Source organism: Flavobacterium luteolum (genome assembly GCF_027111275.1).
Lineage (GTDB): Bacteria > Bacteroidota > Bacteroidia > Flavobacteriales > Flavobacteriaceae > Flavobacterium > Flavobacterium luteolum.
In genome coordinates this window covers 2,041,935-2,064,917 of record NZ_CP114286.1, presented here as the reverse complement: position 1 = coordinate 2,064,917, position 22,983 = coordinate 2,041,935, and the positions used below count along the sequence as shown (strand labels likewise).

The window sequence follows — 22,983 nt, the reverse complement described above, 5'->3', positions numbered from 1 at the left end:
ACACAATTTATGTATCGTCTTACGGGCCCAAATAAAGATCAAGACATAATGGTATCTACGAAAAAATATTTTTTATATATAATATTTTTGGTTTCGCCTATTTCGTTAACTCTATATGCACAGAACACAGCAGAAAATCCTACTAAGGCTGCTGTTTCTGAGTGTGGTTTAACTTTGGCTTGCAATGACCAAATCAACAATAATAATGCTGTTATTGAAAACGGCAAATCAAGTAATTTAAATCAGTCTATAGTAGGGATGTCCACCCCCAAGGATAGCCTTACTATAGCGGCTGAGTCAAATACTGTATCTAATGATTGTAATGAGAATTCATCATTTGCAGCAACTTCAATTCTTGCAAAAGAAGTAATTGAAAACTACAAGTATGATTTCTCTGAAACATTCATAGATATCCTGTTTTTTGAGCGTATAGATCTAGCAAGAACACGCACTATATGATTCAAAAAATTACTTTATCTTTTTTTAAAGTTATAATATTATTTAGCATTTTACTTTTTGCTAGATCGAATTCCTATGCCCAAACGATAGTTCCTCAACAGTTAGATGGTTTAGAGAAACTTTGTGCTGGTAGTTCTTTCAATGAGTTTTTTGCAACTTTTAGTTATATAGATTTTCCTGTAGGAACTACCTTTCAGGTAGAACTTTCAGATAATACAGGTAGTTTTACAACTCCAACCGCTACTACAACTCTTCAAGTAATAAATACATCAGCAACGCAGCAGACTATCAAGTTTGCTGTGCCTACTGATTTAGCTGGTTCTGATATTTATGGTTTAAGAATCAAAAGCTCTACAGGTACGGTTAGCCAGAGATTTAGAAACTCTTTAGGAAATACTTCTATAGGAGCTTATTATAAACCTTATGAAGCGGCTTATTTCATTAATAACAAAAATACATCTGCAGCAATTTGTTCATCTGGAAGTATTACATTATCTGTTTATAATGAAACACCTTCAGATGTAAATTCCTCACCTGCAAATTATCCATCACTTAAATATAAATGGTATAAGGATGGTGCTATTATTTCTGGGCAATCAGGAAGCTCCTTAGTAGTTAATAGTCCAGGGCAATATTATTCTGAAATTGATTACGGAGTTTGTACTGCAAGCAATATTAGTTCTAATAGAGTTGATGTTGTTTCTTCTAGTTCAGGTTCGGCTGTTACTATCAATTCTAGTCTTGGAAACCCATTTTGTGCTAGTGGTACGGGGACAGTTTTAACCGCGACATCAGGAAATAAATATCAATGGAAAAAAGATGGTAATCTAATTAATGGCGCTACTAATAGAACCTATTCAACAAACGAATCTGGAGTTTATTCTGTCGATGTAGATTTTGGAGGATGTTCAGCTACTGGAAGTATTAATCTTCAAAGCAACGGTTTCGAAGCAAAAATAGATGTTCAAGATGGTTACAAATTAAGTGAAGGTGAAACATTAAATGTATCTGTAACTACAGATGCTACTAATCCTACTTATGAGTGGTATTTAAATGACAATTTAATTCCTAATGAAACATCTAGTTCTTATGTGGTAGCTGTTAAAGGTAATTATAAAGTAAAAATTTCTCAAGCATCTGGCTGTATCGCAAATAGAGAATTTTCATTTAGAATAAATGGAGAGTCTGGCCCAGCTAGTGTTATTCCAAACATTATTAAACTAAGCGGAATGAATCCGTACTGGAATATTCCAGATGAATATAAAAATGCAAATACAAAGGTAATCATCATTAGTTCAAACGGTGATAAAGTTCTGGATGTAGTGAATTACCAAGGCGATTGGCCTCAAAACAATATAGATTTTAAAAATGTAAATCCCGTTTATTACTATGTCATTCAAGGCGATGCAGGTGAAAAAAAAGGATCAATAACGGTTATAAAATAATATGAAGAAAATTTTACTATTCATCACGTTATTTTACGGTTTATCAAATGTACTCTATTCTCAAGAAGCTTCTGAGGATGGAGTTGTTTCGTTTTCATTACCCATAAGAAATTCTTTAAAGTTTAATAGATATTTAATTAACCCAACTTTCAGTTTTGTTAGAGAATCGAACCCATACGCAAGTTTCTATAATAAGAGGCAATGGGTGCAGTTTGATAATGCTCCGCAGACTTATTTGGCCAACTATTCTGGCCGATTTAGAGAAAATGAAGCATTTGCTGTAGGCTTATTTCAACAGAATTATGGTTTGATGACTGTCTTTGGCGGAGTTGCCAATTTCGCTCACAATATTGTTCTGGAAGAAGCTAGTAATTTGACTTTTGGTTTAAATGTAGGAATTTATCAAAGCGGTATAAATACAGGAAAAATTATATCAGATGATTCTACTATTCTATCAGGGGATTTTCCAAAAAGCACATTACTGACTGTAAATCCAGGGATTAATTATGGTACAGAATTTTTAGATTTCGGATTAGCAATTAACAATTTAGTTCTTTACAATTTTGGATCTGGAATGGTAAAGGAAGATCCAGAAAGAGCAATTCAATTGCATGCCATGTATACAGGATATATTGATAGTTATGGCTTTTTTGACAGAAGTAAATTTTCTGGAATTGTAAGAACAGAAATTAAAAAGGATAAAACAGTTATTTCTGGACTTGGGATGCTTTCACTTCAGCAGGGAGTTTGGGTCCAGTTAGGTTATAACACATTATATGGAGTTTCTGCAGGACTTGGAGTTAACATTACGCCGAGTATTGCTATTGAGTACAATTACGAAAGAGGAATGGGTAATTTCTCAAACTTAGGTGGTTCTCATGAATTTGCTATTGCGTATAAATTCAAAAATAGAAATTACTACTATGGAGATGATGATGAAGGTTCTTTAGTTGATCCTGCGAAACCAAAACCAGTACCAGCAAAACCGCAATCGGAAGCGACTCAAGTTAACAGAGCAGAAATCGCCGAAAAGAATAGATTGGCTGCAGAATCAAAAGCTAAAGCAGATGCTGAAGCAAAACAAGCAAGACTTGCGGCAGCTGAAAAAGTGAGAGCAGATGCTGAAGCTGCAGCAAAAGCAAAATTAGAAGCAGATAATAAGGCCAAAGCAGATGCAGAGGCTGTTAAAATAAGATTAGCTGCCGAGGCAAAAGCTAAAGCAGATGCCGCAGCGGCAGCAAGAGCACAAACTGCTGCAGCAAATAAAGCCGTAGCAGAAACACAAAAAACACAAGCACAACTTGCTGCTGATAAAGCTAGAGCAGATGCAGAAGAACGCAGAATAAAACTAGCCGCTGATAACAAAGCAAGAGTAGATGCGGCAGCCGCAGCAAGAGCTCAAGCCGCAGCAAACAAATCTGGTGCAGTTGTACAGAAAACTCCAGAACAGCTCGCTGCAGATAAAGCACAAGCAGATGCTGAAGCATTAAAAATAAAATTAGCTGCAGATGCTAAAGCCAAAGCAGATGCGGAAGCTTTACAAGTAAAAGTAGCAGCAGCCGATAAAGCCAAAGCAGATGCTGAAGCTGCAAAAGCTAAAGCAGCCGCTGCAAATGCAGCTGCACCAACAGAGCAAAAAACAGCAGCACAGCTTGCAATTGAAAGAGCAAGAGCAAATTCAGAAGCTGCTGCAAAAATGAGATTAGCTGCAGCAGAAAAAGTTAAAGCAGATGCTGAAGCCGCAAGACAGGCAAGATTGGCAGCAGCAGAAAAAACAAAAGCAGATGCTGAAGCAGCAAGATTAAAATTAATTGCAGATACTAAAGCAAAAGCCGATGCTGCCGAAGCAAAACGTAAAGCAGATGCAAAAGCAAAAGCAGAGGCTGCAGATATGCAATCAATATTAGCAGCAGATGCTAAAGCGAAAGCAGATTCAGATGCATTGCAAGCAAGATTAGCTGCTGAAGCAAAAGCAAAAGCGGCTGCAGAAACTAAAACAAAATCTTCTATCGATGCTGCAAACAAAGCTAAATTGGCGGCAGATGCGAAAGCAAAAGCGGCAGAAGAAGCTGCACTTAGAGAAAAATTAGCTGCTGAAGCGAAAGTTAAGGCAGATGAAGAAGCAAGACAAGCGCTTATCGCTGCTGAAGCGAAAGCAAAAGCAGATGCCGAAGCACTAAGAATAAAACAAGCTGAAGATGCTCGTCAGGCACAATTAAATGCTGAAGCAAAAGCAAAAGCAGATGCAGAAGCACTTCAAGCTAAACTTGTAGCCGACGCAAAAGCGAAAGCAGATGCAGAAGCAGCAGCTAAAGCAAAATTAGCAGCTGATGCTAAAGCAAAAGCAGACGCCGAAGCAGAGAAAGTTAGATTGGCCGCCGACGCAAAAGCGAAAGCAGATGCAGAAGCAGAGCAAGCTAGATTGGCAGCCGACGCAAAAGCGAAAGTAGATATGGAAGCCTTACAGGCTAAATTAATTGCAGATGCTAGAGTAAAAGCCGATGCAGAAGCTACAGCAAAAGCTAAGGCAGAAGCAGAAGCGAAAAAATTACAAGAAGAGGAAGATGCTCGCCAGGCTAAGTTAGCAGCCGATGCAAAAGCGAAAGCAGATGCGGAAGCAGAGAAAGCAAGATTAGCAGCAGAAGCGAAAGCAAAAGCTGACGCCGAAGCAGAGAAAGTAAGATTAGCGGCAGAAGCCAAAGCTAAAGCAGATGCAGAAGCTTTACGCGTTAAACAAGCTGCCGAAGAAAAAGCGAGAGTAGAAGAAGAAGCTCGTCAGGCAAAATTAGCTGCAGAAGCAAAAGCCAAAGCTGATGCTGAGGCAGAAAAAGCAAGATTAGCAGCAGAAGCGAAAGCTAAAGCCGATGCAGAAGCATTGCAAGCTAAACAAGTTGCTGAAGAAAAAGCTAGAGTTGAAGAAGAAGCGCGCCAAGCCAAATTGGCGGCAGATGCAAAAGCGAAAGCAGATGCAGAAGCATTACAAGCTAAACTGGCAGCCGATGCAAAAGCAAAAGCGGATATGGAGGCTTTACAGGCAAAATTATTAGCTGATGCAAAAGTAAAAGCCGATGCAGAAGCTACAGCAAAAGCAAAAGCAGACGCTGAAGTATTAAAAGCGAAACAAGCAGCGGAAGAAAAAGCTAGATTAGATGAAGAAGCTCGTCAGGCGAAATTGGCTGCCGATGCAAAAGCAAAAGCAGATGCTGAAGCGCTTCAAGCTAAACTTGCTGCTGATGCAAAAGCTAAGGCAGACGCTGAGGCATTAAAAGCTAAACAAGTTGCTGAAGAAAAAGCTAGATTAGATGAAGAGGCTCGTCAAGCTAAGTTAGCAGCAGACGCAAAAGCAAAAGCTGATGCAGAAGCACTTCAAGCTAAGATTGCTGCAGACGCAAAAGCAAAAGCCGATATGGCAGCTGAACAAGCAAGACTTTTGGCAGAAGCAAAAGCAAAAGCGGATGCTGAAGCTACAGAAAAGTTGAAAGCTGAAGAAGAAACAAGACGCCTACGTGAAGAAGAAGAGCGCCAAGCAAGATTAGCAGCAGAACAGGCTAAAGCAGATGCAGCAGCAGCGGCACTTGCAGCAAAAGCGAAAGATGATACTGGAAAAGCGATCGAAAACTTGACTAAATCTGTTGAAGGTACAAGTAACATTCAAACGGATTTATTAAATCAGTTTAAAGCTACCGTTGCGAATAAGCAGAAAGACTTAAACGATTTGAAAGAGGAGAATGATTTAAGTGAAAAGGGTATTTATAGAGAGCCAAAACCATTTAAGAGTGTAGCGGCAGAAAACAGCCAGATTGAGGCATTGAAAATTCAGATTGCTGATGCCAATACCAGCATGAAAAATGAGATTGCGAAACTGACTAATCTTTATAACGAAAGGCTTAAAAAGTTCCCTAAAGATGATCCTTTGAATAAAGCTTATCTTGAAAAGATAAACGAATTGAAAGCGGCTCAATTAAAAATGGAGCGTGAAGGCGCAGCATTAATTGCCGATTTAGAGCGTATTAAAACAGAGACTGAGATTGAGCGTAAACGTAGAATTAAACGTGCAGCTTATGAGAATGATGAAGGAAGATATGCGCAGGACGTTGCAGCTCTTAAGAGAATTAAAGAAACAACTAAGCTGAGCAGTACACCATTAAAAGCAAATGATTTTGATTTTGGTGAAGAGCAGTCAAATATGCAGATTATTAAGAATATTAAAAATTCTGATAGCGGGTATTATATGATTATCGCGGTTCATAATAGTGTAGAGAAACGAGATGAGTTCTTAGCAAAAGCAGTTGCTGCAGGAAGATCAGATATTAATTTCTTTTACAATGTAACAACAAGTAAATATTATATCTATTACGAGAAGTTTGATGGTTTACAAGAGGCAACTAAAGCTTTAGAAGCAAAAGGAAATAAACCATACAACGGAAGAATGGCCATTGTAAAAGTGGAGAATTAGTAAAAACAGTAGTCTCTCTTAAAAGTTAAGAGAGACATTGAAATAAATGTTATCAAATACAAATTTTTTTATTCACTAATGCCCCTTAGAGGATAAACAGAAGTAACAAAAAATGATTATGAAAAAACCTACTACTTTAAGAACGCTGATTTTTGTTTTAGCTCTGCTATTCAATTTTGCCTCCTACGCGCAAAATTGGGTTGCTTTCAATTCAAAACTTAAGTCAAGCTCGAATGAGAACTTATTCTTAAAAGCAAATAATCAGTTTAACAATCAGATTAGTTTTGATGCTAGTTCGGACACGCTTACAGGCAAAATGACTACGCCTCCAACTATTCCGAATCCGATTAAAAAATATGCTCAGTATCCTTATGCAGGTACTGTGTCAATCTGTCCTAATGATGGTGCAGAGCTTCCAAAACTTTTCTTGTGCGGAGGCAACGAAACAAGAGAAATTGATACGGAAATAAAAAATGCAACTTCTATTGTATGGATGAAACGTACAGGAGGATGTACGCCAAATACAAACGGAAATTGTGCCAATACAGCAGACAATTGTACTTGGGCTGATGTTGTTGGTGGACAAAAATTTATTGCCAGTTCTGCGGGTGAGTATAAAGTTGTCATAAAATATCCAGATGCCTCTGTTTTTACTTTTTACTTTAATGTTTATAAATCGGAAGTAGATCCTACAGGAATTACAAAAACAAATATTGTAAGAAGCAGTGATGGTTCATGTGTTATCCCTGGAAGAATCGTTTCTGGAGGATTTAGTGATTTGTATGAATATAGCTTTACAACAAATCCTGCTCCTAATACTTGGCAGGACAGTAATACTTTTATTACTCCAGATGCTGATACTTATAATGTTTTCATTAGATTAAAAGCAGCTCCAGCGGGATGTGTTTTTAGTGTAAAAAATATTGTTGTTAGTACGACGACTTTTAGCACTTCTTTAACTGCAACACAGCCAGCGTGTGTTAGCAATAATAGTCAAGGTAAAATAAAAGTAACTGCCAATACAGCAAACAACGAATACGTTTACCAGCTTTTTAGAAGTTCAAATTTAACCACTCCAATAGATTTTTCGCAACAAAAATCTATTGCTGAACATGAATTTATAGGATTAAGCGCGGGTAATTATACAGTGGTAACTACTGTAAAAAATACTGGTAGCGGTACTTGTGAGGTAAAAAATTCTCAAAGCATAGAAATTAAGGCGGCAAATACTTTAAATAATACTTCATCTATTACTAGAACTTTTAAAGTATGTGAAACAGGAATTCTTCAAGGAAATGCGAATGGTGGGGCAGGAACTTCCTACCGTTATTTTGTAAGCTATAATGGAGGAGCCTTTACTTTGGTTCCAAATAATAGAGTCATTATAGACAAAGGAGGTCAATACATTATGCGAGTTGAAGATTTGAATGGCTGTTCTGCTGAAAAAACATTTGATGTAGCTAATGTTGATAAACCGGTTTATACGATTAGCACAACAACAGATAATATTTGTAATCCAAGTGGAACTATTAAGATTACTGTGTCTAATAAAAATGGTTATAATACAATTCAATACAGTAAAGATGCTGGATTAACTTGGCAGGATGGTAATTTTACTACTGGAACAGGAATAACTTATCCTGGTCTTGAAGGAGGTTCTTATGATGTAATGATCAGATATCGTACAGGTAGTAAAGGGTCTTATTGCGAGGATGCTCTTAATACAATTACAATTGGTACAACGACTGCATTAACAGCTTCTGCTGGTGTCGCAGCTTTACCAGGATGTGATCCTTATCCAGACTATGGAATTGTGAGAATTACTAACCCGCAAGGGGGAACTCCTCCATACGAATATTATTTTAATACTGATGCTATTAATGGTAGTGGATGGACTACAAGCAATGTAGGTTATTTAAAAGAAGGAGGGCCTTATACGGTAAGCATTAGAGATAAAAATGGCTGTAAATTTGATATGACAGGCATTCGTATTGATGGTAAACCAACTGAACCTAGTATTACCAAAGGGCCGATTACTTATAATTGTGATGGTACTGCAACACAAACGGTGCTTGTTAATAATGGAGCAGGTGATCCTAGATATACTTTCCAATATTACTTAGATGGAAATCCTAACCCGAATACAGCGCAGCCAAACGTGTTTTTGAATGTTCCGCAAGGGCAACATTTTATTACGGTTGATTATAATGTTAAATCGGCTTCTACATATAGTAACTTATTAGATGAAAGTTTCGGTAGTGGACCAAATACAACTTCACCAGGTATTAATACTTTTTACTATTGTTTTGAGAGACAAATACCAGACCGACCAGATACCTATTGTAATGGTTCTTATGCTATTAATGATGGTGATTATTCGGTAACAAGTTCTATTAATCAAGATGCTACTTCAGGTTGGAGCTGGAGATATCCGGTTGACCATACATCGATTGTAAAGGGAGTTAAAGATCCTAAAGGAAGATTCCTTGCTGTTAATATTGGAAGTTTAATTCCAACAAGTACGATTTTATATGAAAAGGAGATTAATGATGTAATTCCGAATCAGCCTATCATGTTTGAGTTTTATGCGATGAACTTGATGAAGCCAGGAGCAGGTAAAAAAGACCCTAATTTGACAATTGCCTTGGTAGACGGAGCAGGGAATGAAATTTCATCATTTGCAACAGGTAGTATTGATAGATCGGCAACAGATAGAGACTGGATAAAATATCCAAAAACACCAATCACGCTTGATCCTGGAAATTATACTAAATTACGACTTATTGTCCGTTCAAGTGTCCAGGAGGACTCTGGTAATGACGTTGCGATAGATGACATTAAAGTATTCCAAGTTCCAAGAGTATGTGGAGCACAGTTTAAGTGGGATTTTACGATTACTCCTCCACCTCCATTTATTGCCCATGTTGAAAATTTAAAAGGAGAATCGTGTTTTGGAGCAAAAGATGGATCTTTTGATATTTTTGGTGAAAACTTTACGGGAGAATTCTATTATTCGATTAATAACCAAGAACCTTGGATAAAATCTACAAAAGACCGCGTTACAATTGGTCCGTTGTCAGCAGCTACTTATAGCGTTAGGGTAAGAAAAGACCCAACGTCACAGGGTTGTGATTTTGATATTCCTACTACTGTACCATCACCAGCTCAGCTTAAATTTACAGTAGATGCAACTACGGCTACTTGTGATAAAAAAGCAGTAGTTACGGCTACTTCTATTATAGGAGGTACCGCTCCTTTTAATCTTGTATTGACAGATAAAGCAACTGGTGCTACTCAACCATTTAATCTTGATCCTACAGATTTATTATATAAGGTTTTTGATGTTAAGCCAGGAAACTATACTGTTTCAGCTACAGATAAAAACAGTTGTCAGGCAGACAAAAGCACTGATATTACTGTAAATGGTTCTACAGAACCAAAAGCAGAAATTCAATCAACTTCTAATTTATGTTTTACAGAAAATAATGGTGCATCAATTGTTATTTTAATTAAAGATGGTGTAGGGCCATTTAAATATAGAGTGAAACGTAACGGAGGAAATTATAGCGACTATAGTGATCAATTTACTACACGTACGTTTACACATAATGTAACAGCTACTGGAAATTATGAATTTGAGATTCTAGATATGAATAGCAAATGTAGTGCAGAAGTTGTTAGTCAGCAGATTGAACCACAATTAGGCGCAAAAACAGCAGTTATTAGTGCATTAAGCTGTAAACAAACAGGTTCTGAAGCAACAATAGAAGTAACTATTGAAGGCGGTGTTGCGCCATACAACTATGTTGTTAAAAATACTTTAGATAAAGTTGTGGCTTCAGGAACTACGACAAATCCTGTATTCCAATATTCAACAACAATAGATGACACTTATACTTTTGAGATAACAGATAAGAATAGTTGTCCAACATCAATTGCTAGAAAAGTAGATGCTTTAGTAAAACCAACCGCAACGGCTCACCCTCATGATCCATTATGTTTTGGTGGAAAAGGTTCTGTTGATCTGGAAGGATTAACAGGTTTAGCTCCTTTTAAATTTGATTTTAATGGTTCAGGTACTTTTACAGATCAAACCAATTATACTGGATTAACTCCTGGAACAACTTATACGTATATTGTTAAAGATGCTAATGATTGTACAAGATCTTACGATTTCAAGATTAATGAACCAGCAGAAATTAAAGGTACAGCTACTATTGATCCAGTATATAACTGTGACCATCCAGCAACTATTACAGTTTCAGGTGTAGTTGGAGGAACAGGTACATATAAATATACTTTGTTAAGAAATAATGTTGCAGTTGTAGGACCTCAAGATAGCAATGTATTTACAGGAATAAATGTAGCTGGTGATTATACAGTAAGAATTACTGATGCTAATTCTTGTTCTGTTGTTGTAAACGCAGGAACAATAAATAAATTGAACCCTCCTGCAGCAATGACAATCACTACTACAACAGCAGCAACTTGTCCTAATAATAAAGGAAGTGTTACAATTACAAATGTAAAAGATGCTGCTGGAGTAGCTATAACAGGCACATTAGAATATAGAATTATCGCTCCAATAACAGCTGGACCAAATTCTACAGGTATATTCAATGGTTTGGATGCAAATGTTGAATATACTTTTGAAGTAAGAGATGCAAACCAATGTAAATTTACAGATAAACATACAATAGCACCTCCTGCAAGTTTTACAGTTGAAGGAACTCCAGGAACTGTAACTTGTTTTAACGCAACAGACGGAACAGCAAGTTATACAGTTACAGGAATTGCTATAGGAACTAATTATAGCTACGTAGTAGATTCGAGAGCTCCAGTTACAGGAACAGCAGCATCAAATCCTTTTGTTCTTAATGTTACTGGATTAACTGCAGGAAGTCACCGTATTACAGTTACAAATTCAACTACAAATTGTCCAATTATTGAAGATGTAACTGTTGGAGGACCAACTGCAGCATTAAAATTAAATGATCCAGACTTAACTCATGTTACTTGTAAAGTAAAAGGAACGGCTACAATTCATGCTGTAGATGGTTCAGGATCTTATACTTATACAGTAACACCAACTTCACCAGGAGGAACAGCAAAAGTACAGGTAAATAACAATGTATTTACAAATCTTAATGCTGGAGATTATAGCGTTTCGGTTACAGATTTAACAGGTTGTAAAGTTGATGGACAGAATTTCACAATTAATGGATCAGTAAATCCTGAGGCAGAAATAAGTGTAACATCATCTTATTGTGCTGGTGGAACTGGAGCGATATTAATTGCAACTCCAAAAAATGCACCTAAACCAAACCCTAATTATGAATATAAACTTAATAGCGGTAATTATCAGCCATCAGGTACATTCGCAGGATTAACTCCAGGGAAATATACTATTACAGTTAGAGATATTGTAACAGGCTGTACAGCTGATTTAGCAGAGGAAATCATTTCTGCTCCTTTAAGTGCTAAAGCAGCAATTGATACCGATTTAACTTGTGATCCAACTAATCCCGAAGCGGTCATTGGAGTTACAATTCAAGATGGATATCCAGATTATACCTACTTAGTAAATACAACTGGGGCACCTTTCACAGGTACGCCTATTCCTGTAGGTCCAGGTTTAAATAAATTTACTTATAAAGCTCTAGCAGGAACTTATTATTTTCAAATAACAGATAGTAAAGGCTGTAGCATTGTAGTTTCTCAAACAGTAAATTCAACTGTGAAACCAACTTTCACAGCTAAACCAAATGAGATTCTATGTAAATCAGCTACAACAGGTACTATTACGATTACTGCAAGTCCTGCAGGATCATTTACTTATGAAGTAACGCCAGTTACTCCATCAGGCACAAAAATTACTCAAACAACAAATTTATTTGAGAATTTAGGAGCAGGTACTTATAGTGTTGTTGTTATCGATGCTAAAAAATGTGCTTCAGATCCTCAAACGATTACAATTAAAGAACCAGTAAATCCGCTAATAGCAGATGCAAATGTTGATGTTAAATTAACTTGCGATGCTTCAAATAATGCACAGAAAGCAACAATTAAAGTAACGGCTTCAGGAGGTACTCCATACCCAGCACCAAATCTTTATAGATATAGTTATAATGGTCAAACGCCAGTTATTTCAGATACTTATTCTACAAATATTGCAGGTAATGTAAGTGTAACAGTATACGATGCCAATGGATGTCATGTTGATGTAACAGGTGGTGTAGAAATTGAAAAATTAGACCCTCCAACAGGACTTACAATTACTGCATCAAATGTTATTACATGTGATGTCAATAGTGCTGATTTAAAATTAGAATTTACAAAAGGTGTTGGACCATTTACATATGAAATAACTAGTCCAAGCGCAGTTTCGGTGAGTGACGCTAATAGAGATCATACATTTACAGGTTTAACACCAGCACATTATTACTTTAAAGTTACAGATGCAAACAAATGTACTGTAGTTGGTGATTTTGAAATTTTAGATGTTGTAAAAATCCAAGCGACAGGATCAATTGTAAGCAATGTAACTTGTAACGGATTGAGCAATGGTTCTATTAATTTCACAATTTCTGGAAATTTAACAGGAGGTTACACTACTAAATTAGTTGGAAGTATTTCAGGGGATATTTTATTAACTCCTAGTATAACACCTAGTCCATCAAATCCAGCAAATGATGTAGTTACGTATACAGGATTAAAAGGTGGTGAGAAATATACTTTTACGGTTACAAATAAAGTAACAAAATGTATTGCGACAAGCGAAGTAACCCTTGCAGATCCAGTTCTTGTAGAAATTACTAAGGTTACAGGAACAAAAGTTTTCTGTACGCCTCATGTTAGTACAACGATTGTAGTGACTGCACAAGGAGGAAAAGCTCCTCTAAAATATGCAGTAGTAAAAGCTGGAGATACTCCAATAGCTACTGATTATGTATCTAATAATACTTTTATTAAAGACACAAGCGTAGATGGTTTAGATTATGATGTATATGTTCAAGACGGTAATAGCTGTCCTGCTCAAACATCAATTTCTATTACAAAAGACGATTCGCCAAAAATTGACCCAGTAACAGATCCACTTTGTTATGCTGGTGCCGCATTTGATGTGAAAATTACAGGATCAGTTTATTCAGGATCAACAACAAAACTTTACGGATTAAATGGCGTTTATAACACAAATGATACCAAATCAATTACAGCGCCAGGAAAATATACATTGGGTATTAAAGATGATAATGGTTGTGAGGATACTACTATTATTACTGTTAACGATCAATTAAAAATTACGGTAACTCCAGTAAAAGATTTAACATGTGCTGTTTTACCTCCGTATACAACTACAGATGCTCAATTTACGTTATCTGCAGAAGGTGGAGTAGGACCTTACACCTATAAAGTTTCTCGTAATGGAGGAGGTTTTACAACAACGGGAATTACAGGAAGTACTTTTTCAACAAGCTTAGATGGAGATTATAAATTTGAAGCTACAGATTCTAATACTCCAGCATGTTCTATTATTTCTGAAGTTGTAAAAGTATCACCTATTGAACCACCAGTTATTTTAACAGCGGTTCAATCGCAAAAGATTTTATGTCCAACAGAATCAACAGGAGCTATTAAAGTTACACTTGATACAAGTAAAGGTGCTTCACCTTTTACATATAAAGTAGAGCTTTTAGATGCGCCATTTACAGATTTTGGTTCTCAAATGACAGGTTTACCAGCAGGTCATTATAAAGTTACGGTTACTGATAGCAAAGGATGTTTTGATGATGAATTAGTAGAAATCATTAAACCAAAACCCATTGTAGTAGATTATGAAATTATTGGTATAAAGTGTGATCCTGCCGGTGGAATGGCAAAAGGGTCTATTATCATTCATAGTGTAACAGGTGGAACGGTTACTTCTCCGGGAGTTCCTGGATCTACGGGTTATAGCTACTATGTTACAGGGACAAATTATAATAAGAGTGAATTAAATACTGACGGTACAACTTCTGTTACTTTTAGTATTGTAGATTTTGGTTTATATAAGATTGTAGTTAAGGATGAAAATGGTTGTTCAGTAGAATTCCCAGATGAGCTAGTTACATCTCCACCTAATAAACTTGCTATTACAGTAACTTATCCTCCTACAAATTGTGACACAACAGCTCCGGGTGGAGGCGGTGGTTCTGCAGTTGTAAAGGTTGGATCTGCATTTTCAGGTACAGGACCATTTTTCTTTAGAATTTATGACGGAACAAATGCAACTTACCCTGGACCAGGATGGCAGGCAGAAGAAGTTGATATTGTTACAGGCGATAGACTTAAGCAAACTACTTTTACTAATTTAACACCAGGTGTTACTTATACTTATGTAGTATACGACGATCAGTCAAAATGTTACTATTATGAAACTGGCGCACCTGCTATTCCAAGTAACTCTACTTTAACGGCTAGCAATATAGTGCCACAAAACGTTACTTGTAGTGATGTAACAGACGGTAACGTAACATTTACGGTTAATAGTATCTATACAACCGCAACTAATTTGACCTATACAATTTTTAATGGCTTAACATTGACATCAACTGGTGTTACAGGTTCTGGTACAGTACCTGCAGCTGTGGGTGGTGTTCCTGGAACAGTAACTATTACTAGTCCATCAGCGTTAGATTTAGGATATTACTATGTTTTAATAAAAGAAGTTGGTGCTACACCAAATCAAGGCTGTAGTATTGCTACAACAAACTTTAAAATTGATAAATCGACTAAATTGTTAAGAATTGGCGCTTCAGTTGATTTAAATGCAACATGTAGTAAATTAGGAACAATTAGTGCATCTGCGCAAGATGGAACATCGCCTTATACATATCAGGCTGTTGCTTCAGGAACGGCTTATGATCCTACAAAATGGGATAATAAAAACAGCTTTAATTTAGCAGGAAGTGTAGGAGCAGGAACGAGCTATGATGTCTATGTTAAAGATGCAAACGGATGTATTAAATATACTACTATTGCTTTACCGCAGGATCCTATTCCAGCATTTACATTAGATATCGTAGATAATTGTGCTGCTGAAGGTTCTTTTGAGGTTGAAGTAACAGAAACAACAAAAGGAAAAGAACCATATTATATAAGCGTAAACGGAAAAACTTTTGTACCAATTGGTACTTTACCGTATACAATAAAAAACCTTAGCTCTGGACCAGTAGATGTAATTATTAAAGATTTTAACGGTTGTGAAACACCAGTTGTTAAATCTCCAATTACACCAACTCCAAAAGCAAATGCAGAAGTTACAACAGATTTAGTTTGTGATGCTACTGGAGCAGCAGGTCCAAATGCTATCATTACAGTGACTATTACAAATGGTACTGGTACTCCTAATTTTGCATATGCTGTTAAAAAAGGAACTGGAACATTTAGTGGTGATACCCCAATTTTACCAGCAGGTTCAAGAACTTTCACTTATCCAGTTTCAGCTACAGATGCAGACACTTATGTATTCTTAATTAAAGATGCAAATGGCTGTTCAGTAGAAACGACTCCAGTAAGTGTTGATCCGCTTGTACCAATCGTAGCAGATGCAACACCAACTCAACCGTTATGTTTTGGAGGAGAAGGAACCATGTTACTATCTGCAAAAGGAGGTAAAGGCAAGTATGAATATACGTTGCTAAGAACTTCACCAGCAGGAGGAACTTTAATGACGCAATCAACTCCATTGTTTACTAATTTAATTGCAGGTGATTATACTTATACTGTTAAAGATGAATTGGGTTGTATTGTAACTGGTACTCAAACTTTAGGCCAGCCAACAGAATTGATATTAGATACGCCAACAATTGATCAACCTTTATGTGGTGCAAATAATGCTCCACAACAAGCAAAAGTTGTTTTAGCGGCACATGGCGGTACTGGTGCTTATGAATATAGTTTTAACAATAGTGACTTCAGTGCAGATACAAACATTTTCTATGTAGATCAAAACGGAGCAAGTCAAACTATTCAGTATGCAATTAGAGATGAGAATGGCTGTCCTAAAACAAGTACTGTAACAATTCTTTGGTTAGATCCTCCAACAAAGTTTGATCTAGATCAACCAGATCCAATTACTTGTATTGATGGAAATACTGATGTAGAAATTAAAAATGTTACAGGTGGTATTACACCATTGACATACCAAATTGTTTCAGCAACTGGTACAATTATTACACAGAATAATACTAATCCAGTATTTACAGATCTATTACCAGGAGATTATATCTTCCAAGTAACAGACGCAAATAAATGTATCAAACAAATTAAGTATACTGTTAAAGATGTTATCAAAATCGATATCGAGTTGAAACAAGCTCCAACAGATATTACTTGTTTAGGTGCAGGCGATGGTAAAGCTAGTTTCGTAGTAACTGGCTTCGAAAGTGGTACAAGTGCTAGTTACGATTATGTACTAGATACAGATGCAGCAGTTACAATGACAACTGGAACAATTGATTTAATAGGATTAGCTCCAGGACCTCATAGTATTACAGTAACAGATAATGAGACAGGATGTCCAGATACTGTTAATTTCGATATTAAAACCGTAACCACTAAGTTAGATTTAAAAGTTACTGTTACACCACTTGGTTGTAAAAGTGCAGGTGCAGTAAAACTTGAAGCAGCTGATGGATGGGGAGGTTTTGTTTACACAGTTACAGAGCCAGCTCCAGGAAATAAAGTGCTGCCTTCAAATACAGACGGAATTTTCGAGGGACTTACTCAAGTTGGAGTTTACACTGCGTCAGTAAGAGATGCCAATGGCTGCGTTGAAACGACAACATTCGAATTAAAAACACCAATTGAGCCAGTTGCTTCAATCGATGCGACATCAGTATATTGTTATACTGGTTCAGGTGTAGGACAAGGTGCAACAATTGTTGTTAACGCAACTACACCAGGTACACCAGAATATACGCCAGTTTATGAATACAGTATTGATAATGGTAAAACATGGCACGGTAATACATTTACCGACGTAGCGCCAGGTAACTATCAAGTTACAGTAAAAGATCAATACGGATGTGAGGCAGTGGCTGCTGTTCCAGTTGAAATTAAAGGTCAAATCTTCGCTTCAGCGAAAATAGATACCGAAATTTTCTGTGGACCAGTTGATGGAATAATTAAACTTGACGTTGTTGGTGGTTATGCACCATTTAAATATACGGTTACTAAAGATGGAATTGCAGATCCTACAATATATACTTTTGTAGGTAATGCAACGACAGCAGATCATGTTGTAGATGGAGCAACAGGTGCTGGTGATTATGTATTTACAATTACAGATTCTAAGACATGTGCTGTTACAACAAAGTTAGTTCACGTGGGTGACCCAACGATTATTACTTACACACCAAAACCAACTTCTCCAAGTTGTGATGCTACACAAGGAAACGGATCAAACGGACAAATTTTAGTAGAGCTTACAGGAGCAGCACTTGCAGATAATCAGCAGTACACTTACACGTTGACTCCACCTGTTGGATTGCCAGTTACACAAACAAATGGCTTATTTACAGGTTTAACGGCGGGAACTTATAGTGTAACAGTTTCATCAGCAAGATCATGTCCAGTTACTCAAAATAATATTATTATTGATGTTCCGGCGGCGGTAATTGCAAAAGCAAAAGCAGCAGACTTTGCTTGTACTCCTGCAAATGTTATTAAACAAACAATTGTTACAGTTACTGGTGAACACGGTGCAGGTGTAGAGATAAAGAAAAATTTCACGTACAGTAACAATGGAACGAATTGGTATGACGAAAACGAATTCAAAGTTGATAATAAGCCAGGAGTTGTTCAACATTTAACTTATTATGTTAAAGACTTAAAAGGTTGTGTGGCTTCTGTTGATATCGACATTAACCCATTCCCTGAATTAATTTCAGCAACTCCTAGAACAGGAATTTTAGCTGATTGTAAAAACGGAGGACAAGAAACAATTACAGTTGATATTGTTGGAGGACAAACTCCTTACAGTTTTGAATATCAAGTTTCTGTAGATGGAGCTTCTTATAGCACTCCTGGAATTCCAGTGATAGGAACAAACACATTTGATTATGTTGCACCAACTGCAGGCCATAAATATCAATTCAAAATAACAGATAAGAATACAGATTGTACTGTTATTTCAAGCGCTTACGATGTGAAATTGTATAACATCATGACGGTTACTGCAACTGCTTCAAAAATGGCAAGCTGTAATACATTTAGTGATGGTCAGATTACAATCAATATTGATAAATACACTGGATTATATGATTATAAAGTGTTCTTGCCAGGAAATCCAGTTGCTGTTGCAACAGGAACAAATATCAATGCGGGAACAAGTAATCCTTATGTTATAACAGGATTGCCAGCAGGAAAAGATTACACAGTAGAGGTAACTCAAAATGCTTACCCAGAATGTACTGTGACTTCAAACCCTGTTACAATTACAGAACCATCGCCAGTAGATATTAGCGGAATTGTTATTAATGTTAAAAATCAAAACTGTAATACTACTGTAGCTACAATTACTGTTGATCCAGCAAGTATTTCTGGCGGAACGGGTAGTTATACTTATGCGTTTGTACCAGCAGGAAACACTCCAGCTGATAGCGATTATAGCGGATCTAACATTAAAACATTTGCGACAACTCAAATAGCACCATTATATGATTCTTATGATGTTTATGTGAGAGATGCCAATAAATGTGAAAGATTCAAGAATGTACATATTTCTGTAGATCCGTTACCAGTAATCAATAAAGTTACTGTAGCTGATCAATGTCCTAGCGCAACTGGATATAGAATCGATGTAGATGCAACAGGATTGGCAAAACTGCAATATAGTTTAGACGGAATAGTATACCAAGATGATAATTACTTTATGGTAAAAGATCCAGGTAATTACACCGTTTGGGTATGGGATAAAAACCAATGTCCAGTAAAAGCTAGTACGGCAGTAACAGTTCTTAAACCTTTAACATTAGATGCAGAAGTAACAGTATGGCCAACATGTAATACTGCTACAGGAACTGTGAAGTTAACTGCAGGAGGAGGAACAGTAACTACGCCAAGCAGCTATATTTACTCAATTGACAACTGGAAAACAGACCAGACTTTTGATGAGTTCACTAATTTAGCTCCTGGAAATTATACTTTCAGTGTGAAGGATATCGTAACGAAATGTACAAAAGACTTTAAAGTTAAAATTTCTGATGCAGTTGATGTTTTAGGAATAACTTTAAAACCTAGACCTGTTACTTGTTTTGGATATTCTAACGGAGGAGTTTCAGTTACATTAGCAGCGACAAATGTAGACTTGCCATATACTTACAGTATATCTGGTCCAACTGGTGCTCCGGTTGTAAGTATTACAGATAGCATTTCTCCAGACTTTAATGATTTACCTGCAGGAGAATATACTGTAGTTGTAAAATCTGGAAGAGGTTGTATATCATTACCTGAAAAAATTACAGTAGGACAGCCAAATGCTATTGCTGTAAATGCAAGTTTTACAGAATACGGTTGTACAACAGGTAATGAAACTAATAATGCTATAATTACTATTAACTCAGTAACTGGAGGTTCTGGTAAATATTTATACTATGAATATAGAAGAGATGGAACGTTGCTTTACAGCGGAACAGAAACTTCATATGAAGAGAAAGACCATAAAGGGGGTACATATGTAATTACTGCTTATGATGAAAATTATTGCAGTGGAACTAATACAAGCCCAATTGAGGTTAGAGCTTTCGCTACTTTATTGGGTATGGATTTCAATGTAATGCCAATTACATGTGTTGATGGTGAAACTATTCAAACCGTGGTTGATGTGAACGGAACTTTAACAGGTGCGCTAGAGTACACATTAACAGGAACAGGCGATACAGTTATTACTCCAGAGAAGAACAATACCGGATTATTCCAAAATCTAGCAATTGGAACTTATTTAGTAACTGTTCTTAACCCAGCAACGGGTTGTACAATATCTCAAAACCATTTGGTTCAAGATCCAAACTCGTTTGCTTTCAATGTAGATGCAATAAGAACAGATATCTGTTTTGGTCAAGCTGACGGAAGTGTTGTAGTGACTCTTGTAGATAATCGTCCTTATCCAAAGGATAAAGCGGGTGATTTTAAATATACAGTTACTGGTCCAGATTCAAGTATTGTTCTTACTTCAGGACAAACAACAGGTGTTACTCTTCCATTAAACGGATTAAAACCGGGTAGATATGACGTAGTTGGTAAATTAGTTAATTCGCCAGAATGTGATGTTCGTACAAGTTTTGACATTGCTGCACCATCAGTAGCATTAACAATGACTAAATCTGTGGCACCAATTACGTGTGCTCCAGGAAGTAATGATGGTAGTATCGATGTTATTGCAGATGGTGGTTGGCCAGGAACATACCAATATAAATTGGATGGTCCAGTTAGCTATGATTACTCAGCAGAAGGTCATTTTGCGAACTTAACACCAGGACACTATACTATATATGTTAAGGATAGTAATGAGTGTGAGATTACGGATGTTGTTGATTTAGATGTTCCAAAACCAATCTTGTTTACAGCTTCAGCAACAAGTACAATTCTGTCTTGCTACGGTGATGACAGCGGAGTAATTACAGTTGGAACTCCAACAGGTGGAGAAGGTGCAAACTATGTTTACAGCTTAACTTATACAACTCCAGAAGGCGATGTTATTGTATTAGGACCTCAAGATTCTAATGTATTTACAAAATTAAGTGCAGGATCGTATGTAGTTACAGTAGCTGACGGATTTAGCTGTGAAGCTACTTCACCAACAGTTATTACATTAACGAACCCTTCAGTAATAGAACCAATTTTATCTCTAACAACTGGAGTTACTTGTAAAAATGATGCTACTGTTACTTTATCTGTAACAGGAGGAACAGGTCCTTATACATATAGTGAAGATGGAACTAATTACAGTACAACAAGTTTCAATAGTTCAACAACTTTCTCTGTTAGTCTTGGATTACATAAATACTATGTAAAAGATAGCTTTGGATGTCCAGTTATTTCTAACGAATTGAATATTGAACCGCTTACTCCTTTGGATATCGAATTAGATCCAAAAAATGCAGTTGTTAATTGTAAAGGAGACGACAGTGCAATTATTAATGCTGTTGCAAAAGGTGGATTAGGAAATTACCAATATTCATTATTGGATAGTACAGGTGTAGAAATTAGACCAGCACAAGCTGATGGAATGTTCTTTAACTTGTTTGCAGGTTCATATATTGTTCGTGTAGTAAGTGTAGATTGCGAAAAAGAAGTTCCTGTAACAATAACAGAGGCATTAGAAAAACTAACTTCTTCTTACACTGTAGAACCAATTAAATGTTTTGCAGAAAAGACAGGTAAAATTGTTATGACAGCTTCTGGAGGAACAGGCGCAATTAAATTTGCAATATCTCCTTTCTTAGCACAATTTGTAGACAGCGGAACATTCGAAAGATTAGAAGCAGGTACTTACACAGTAATTGTTCAAGATATTTTAGGATGTACTGAAATTCATACTATTGAAATTACACAGCCAGAACCTTTAATTGCTAATGAAATAGCAGGATCTATGATTCCTGAAATTTGTAAAGGAGACAATGACGGTGCGTTTAGTGTTAAAGTAAGAGGTGGAACGGCTCCATACTATGAAAGTCTTGACAAATCTGCTGGTCCATTCAATTTAATTACAGGAACAGAGAAAGATTATACAGGTCTTGCAGGAGGAAAACACTCTGTATTTATTAAAGATAGTAACGGTTGTATTAGCGAAGTTGAGATTAACATGCCAGAACCGGTAGTTCTTAACCCAACTGCAGAAGTTCAGTACGACTGTGTGGACAACAAACAGGCAAATATGGTAATCGTTTCTATTGATAAATTTAATAATCCTACAGATGTAGATTATTCATTAGATAATAGTGGTGTTTATCAACCAAGTGAAATCTTTACTAATGTTGCTGCTGGTGATCACTTCATCGTAGCAAGACATACTAACGGATGTGAAGTGCGTACTCCAGTGTTTACTGTAGAGGCAGTTGCAGAATTAGGCGTAATAGATGTTACAAACCAAAGCAAAGACATCAACACTATTGTTGTAAAAGCTTCTGGTGGAGTTGCTCCTTATGAATACAGTTTCAATGGGGAACCATTTACATCATCTAATAGCTATAGAATCTATAAAACAGGTATCTATAAAGTAATTGTTAGAGACAAAAATGGTTGTGAAGCTACGATAGATGTAGAAGGAATTTTCTATGACTTCTGTATGCCTAACTACTTTACACCTAATGGTGACGGTGATGGAGACAATATTGGACCTGGTTGTGGTGCATTAGCTTACAAAGAATTGACATTCGATATTTATGATAGATATGGTAGAGTAGTAGCGAAATACCGTGTAAATGGAAAATGGGATGGAAGATATCATGGAAGCGAATTGCCTACAGGAGATTACTGGTATGTTCTTAAATTAAATGATCCGAAAGATCCAAGAGAGTTTGTTGGGCATTTCACATTATACAGATAACAAAATTATAGCCCCAATGATGTTATCTAAAA

Annotated in this window: 4 protein-coding genes; all 4 read left to right on the top strand. The window is 36.5% G+C overall.

Going from position 1 to position 22,983, the window contains the following annotated elements:
* The first annotated feature begins 48 nt into the window (after nucleotides 1-48).
* The 4 genes from OZP10_RS08845 (at nucleotide 49) to OZP10_RS08830 (ending at nucleotide 22,951) form a co-directional block, all read left to right on the top strand.
* Nucleotides 49-459, top strand: a complete 411-nt coding sequence (locus OZP10_RS08845) for a hypothetical protein (protein ID WP_281634341.1) — start codon at nucleotides 49-51, stop codon at nucleotides 457-459.
* The gene (gene sprC, locus OZP10_RS08840; RefSeq protein WP_281634340.1) at nucleotides 456-1,904 is read left to right on the top strand and encodes a gliding motility protein SprC; all 1,449 of its coding nucleotides are present in this window, start codon (nucleotides 456-458) and stop codon (nucleotides 1,902-1,904) included. Before OZP10_RS08845 ends, sprC begins: the two co-directional genes overlap by 4 nt.
* Before the next feature lies 1 nt (nucleotide 1,905).
* The gene (locus OZP10_RS08835) at nucleotides 1,906-6,360 is read left to right on the top strand and encodes a PorP/SprF family type IX secretion system membrane protein (protein WP_281634339.1); all 4,455 of its coding nucleotides are present in this window, start codon (nucleotides 1,906-1,908) and stop codon (nucleotides 6,358-6,360) included.
* 118 nt (nucleotides 6,361-6,478) lie between these two features.
* Nucleotides 6,479-22,951, top strand: a complete 16,473-nt coding sequence (locus OZP10_RS08830; RefSeq protein ID WP_281634338.1) for a T9SS type B sorting domain-containing protein — start codon at nucleotides 6,479-6,481, stop codon at nucleotides 22,949-22,951.
* Nucleotides 22,952-22,983: the final 32 nt, after the last annotated feature.

What these genes read in the sequence shown, in the direction of transcription:
- OZP10_RS08830 (WP_281634338.1), top strand. Translation starts at nt 6,479, where the DNA reads ATGAAAAAACCTACTACTTTAAGAACGCTGATTTTTGTTTTAGCTCTG.
- sprC (WP_281634340.1), top strand. Translation starts at nt 456, where the DNA reads ATGATTCAAAAAATTACTTTATCTTTTTTTAAAGTTATAATATTATTT.
- OZP10_RS08835 (WP_281634339.1), top strand. Translation starts at nt 1,906, where the DNA reads ATGAAGAAAATTTTACTATTCATCACGTTATTTTACGGTTTATCAAAT.
- OZP10_RS08845 (WP_281634341.1), top strand. Translation starts at nt 49, where the DNA reads ATGGTATCTACGAAAAAATATTTTTTATATATAATATTTTTGGTTTCG.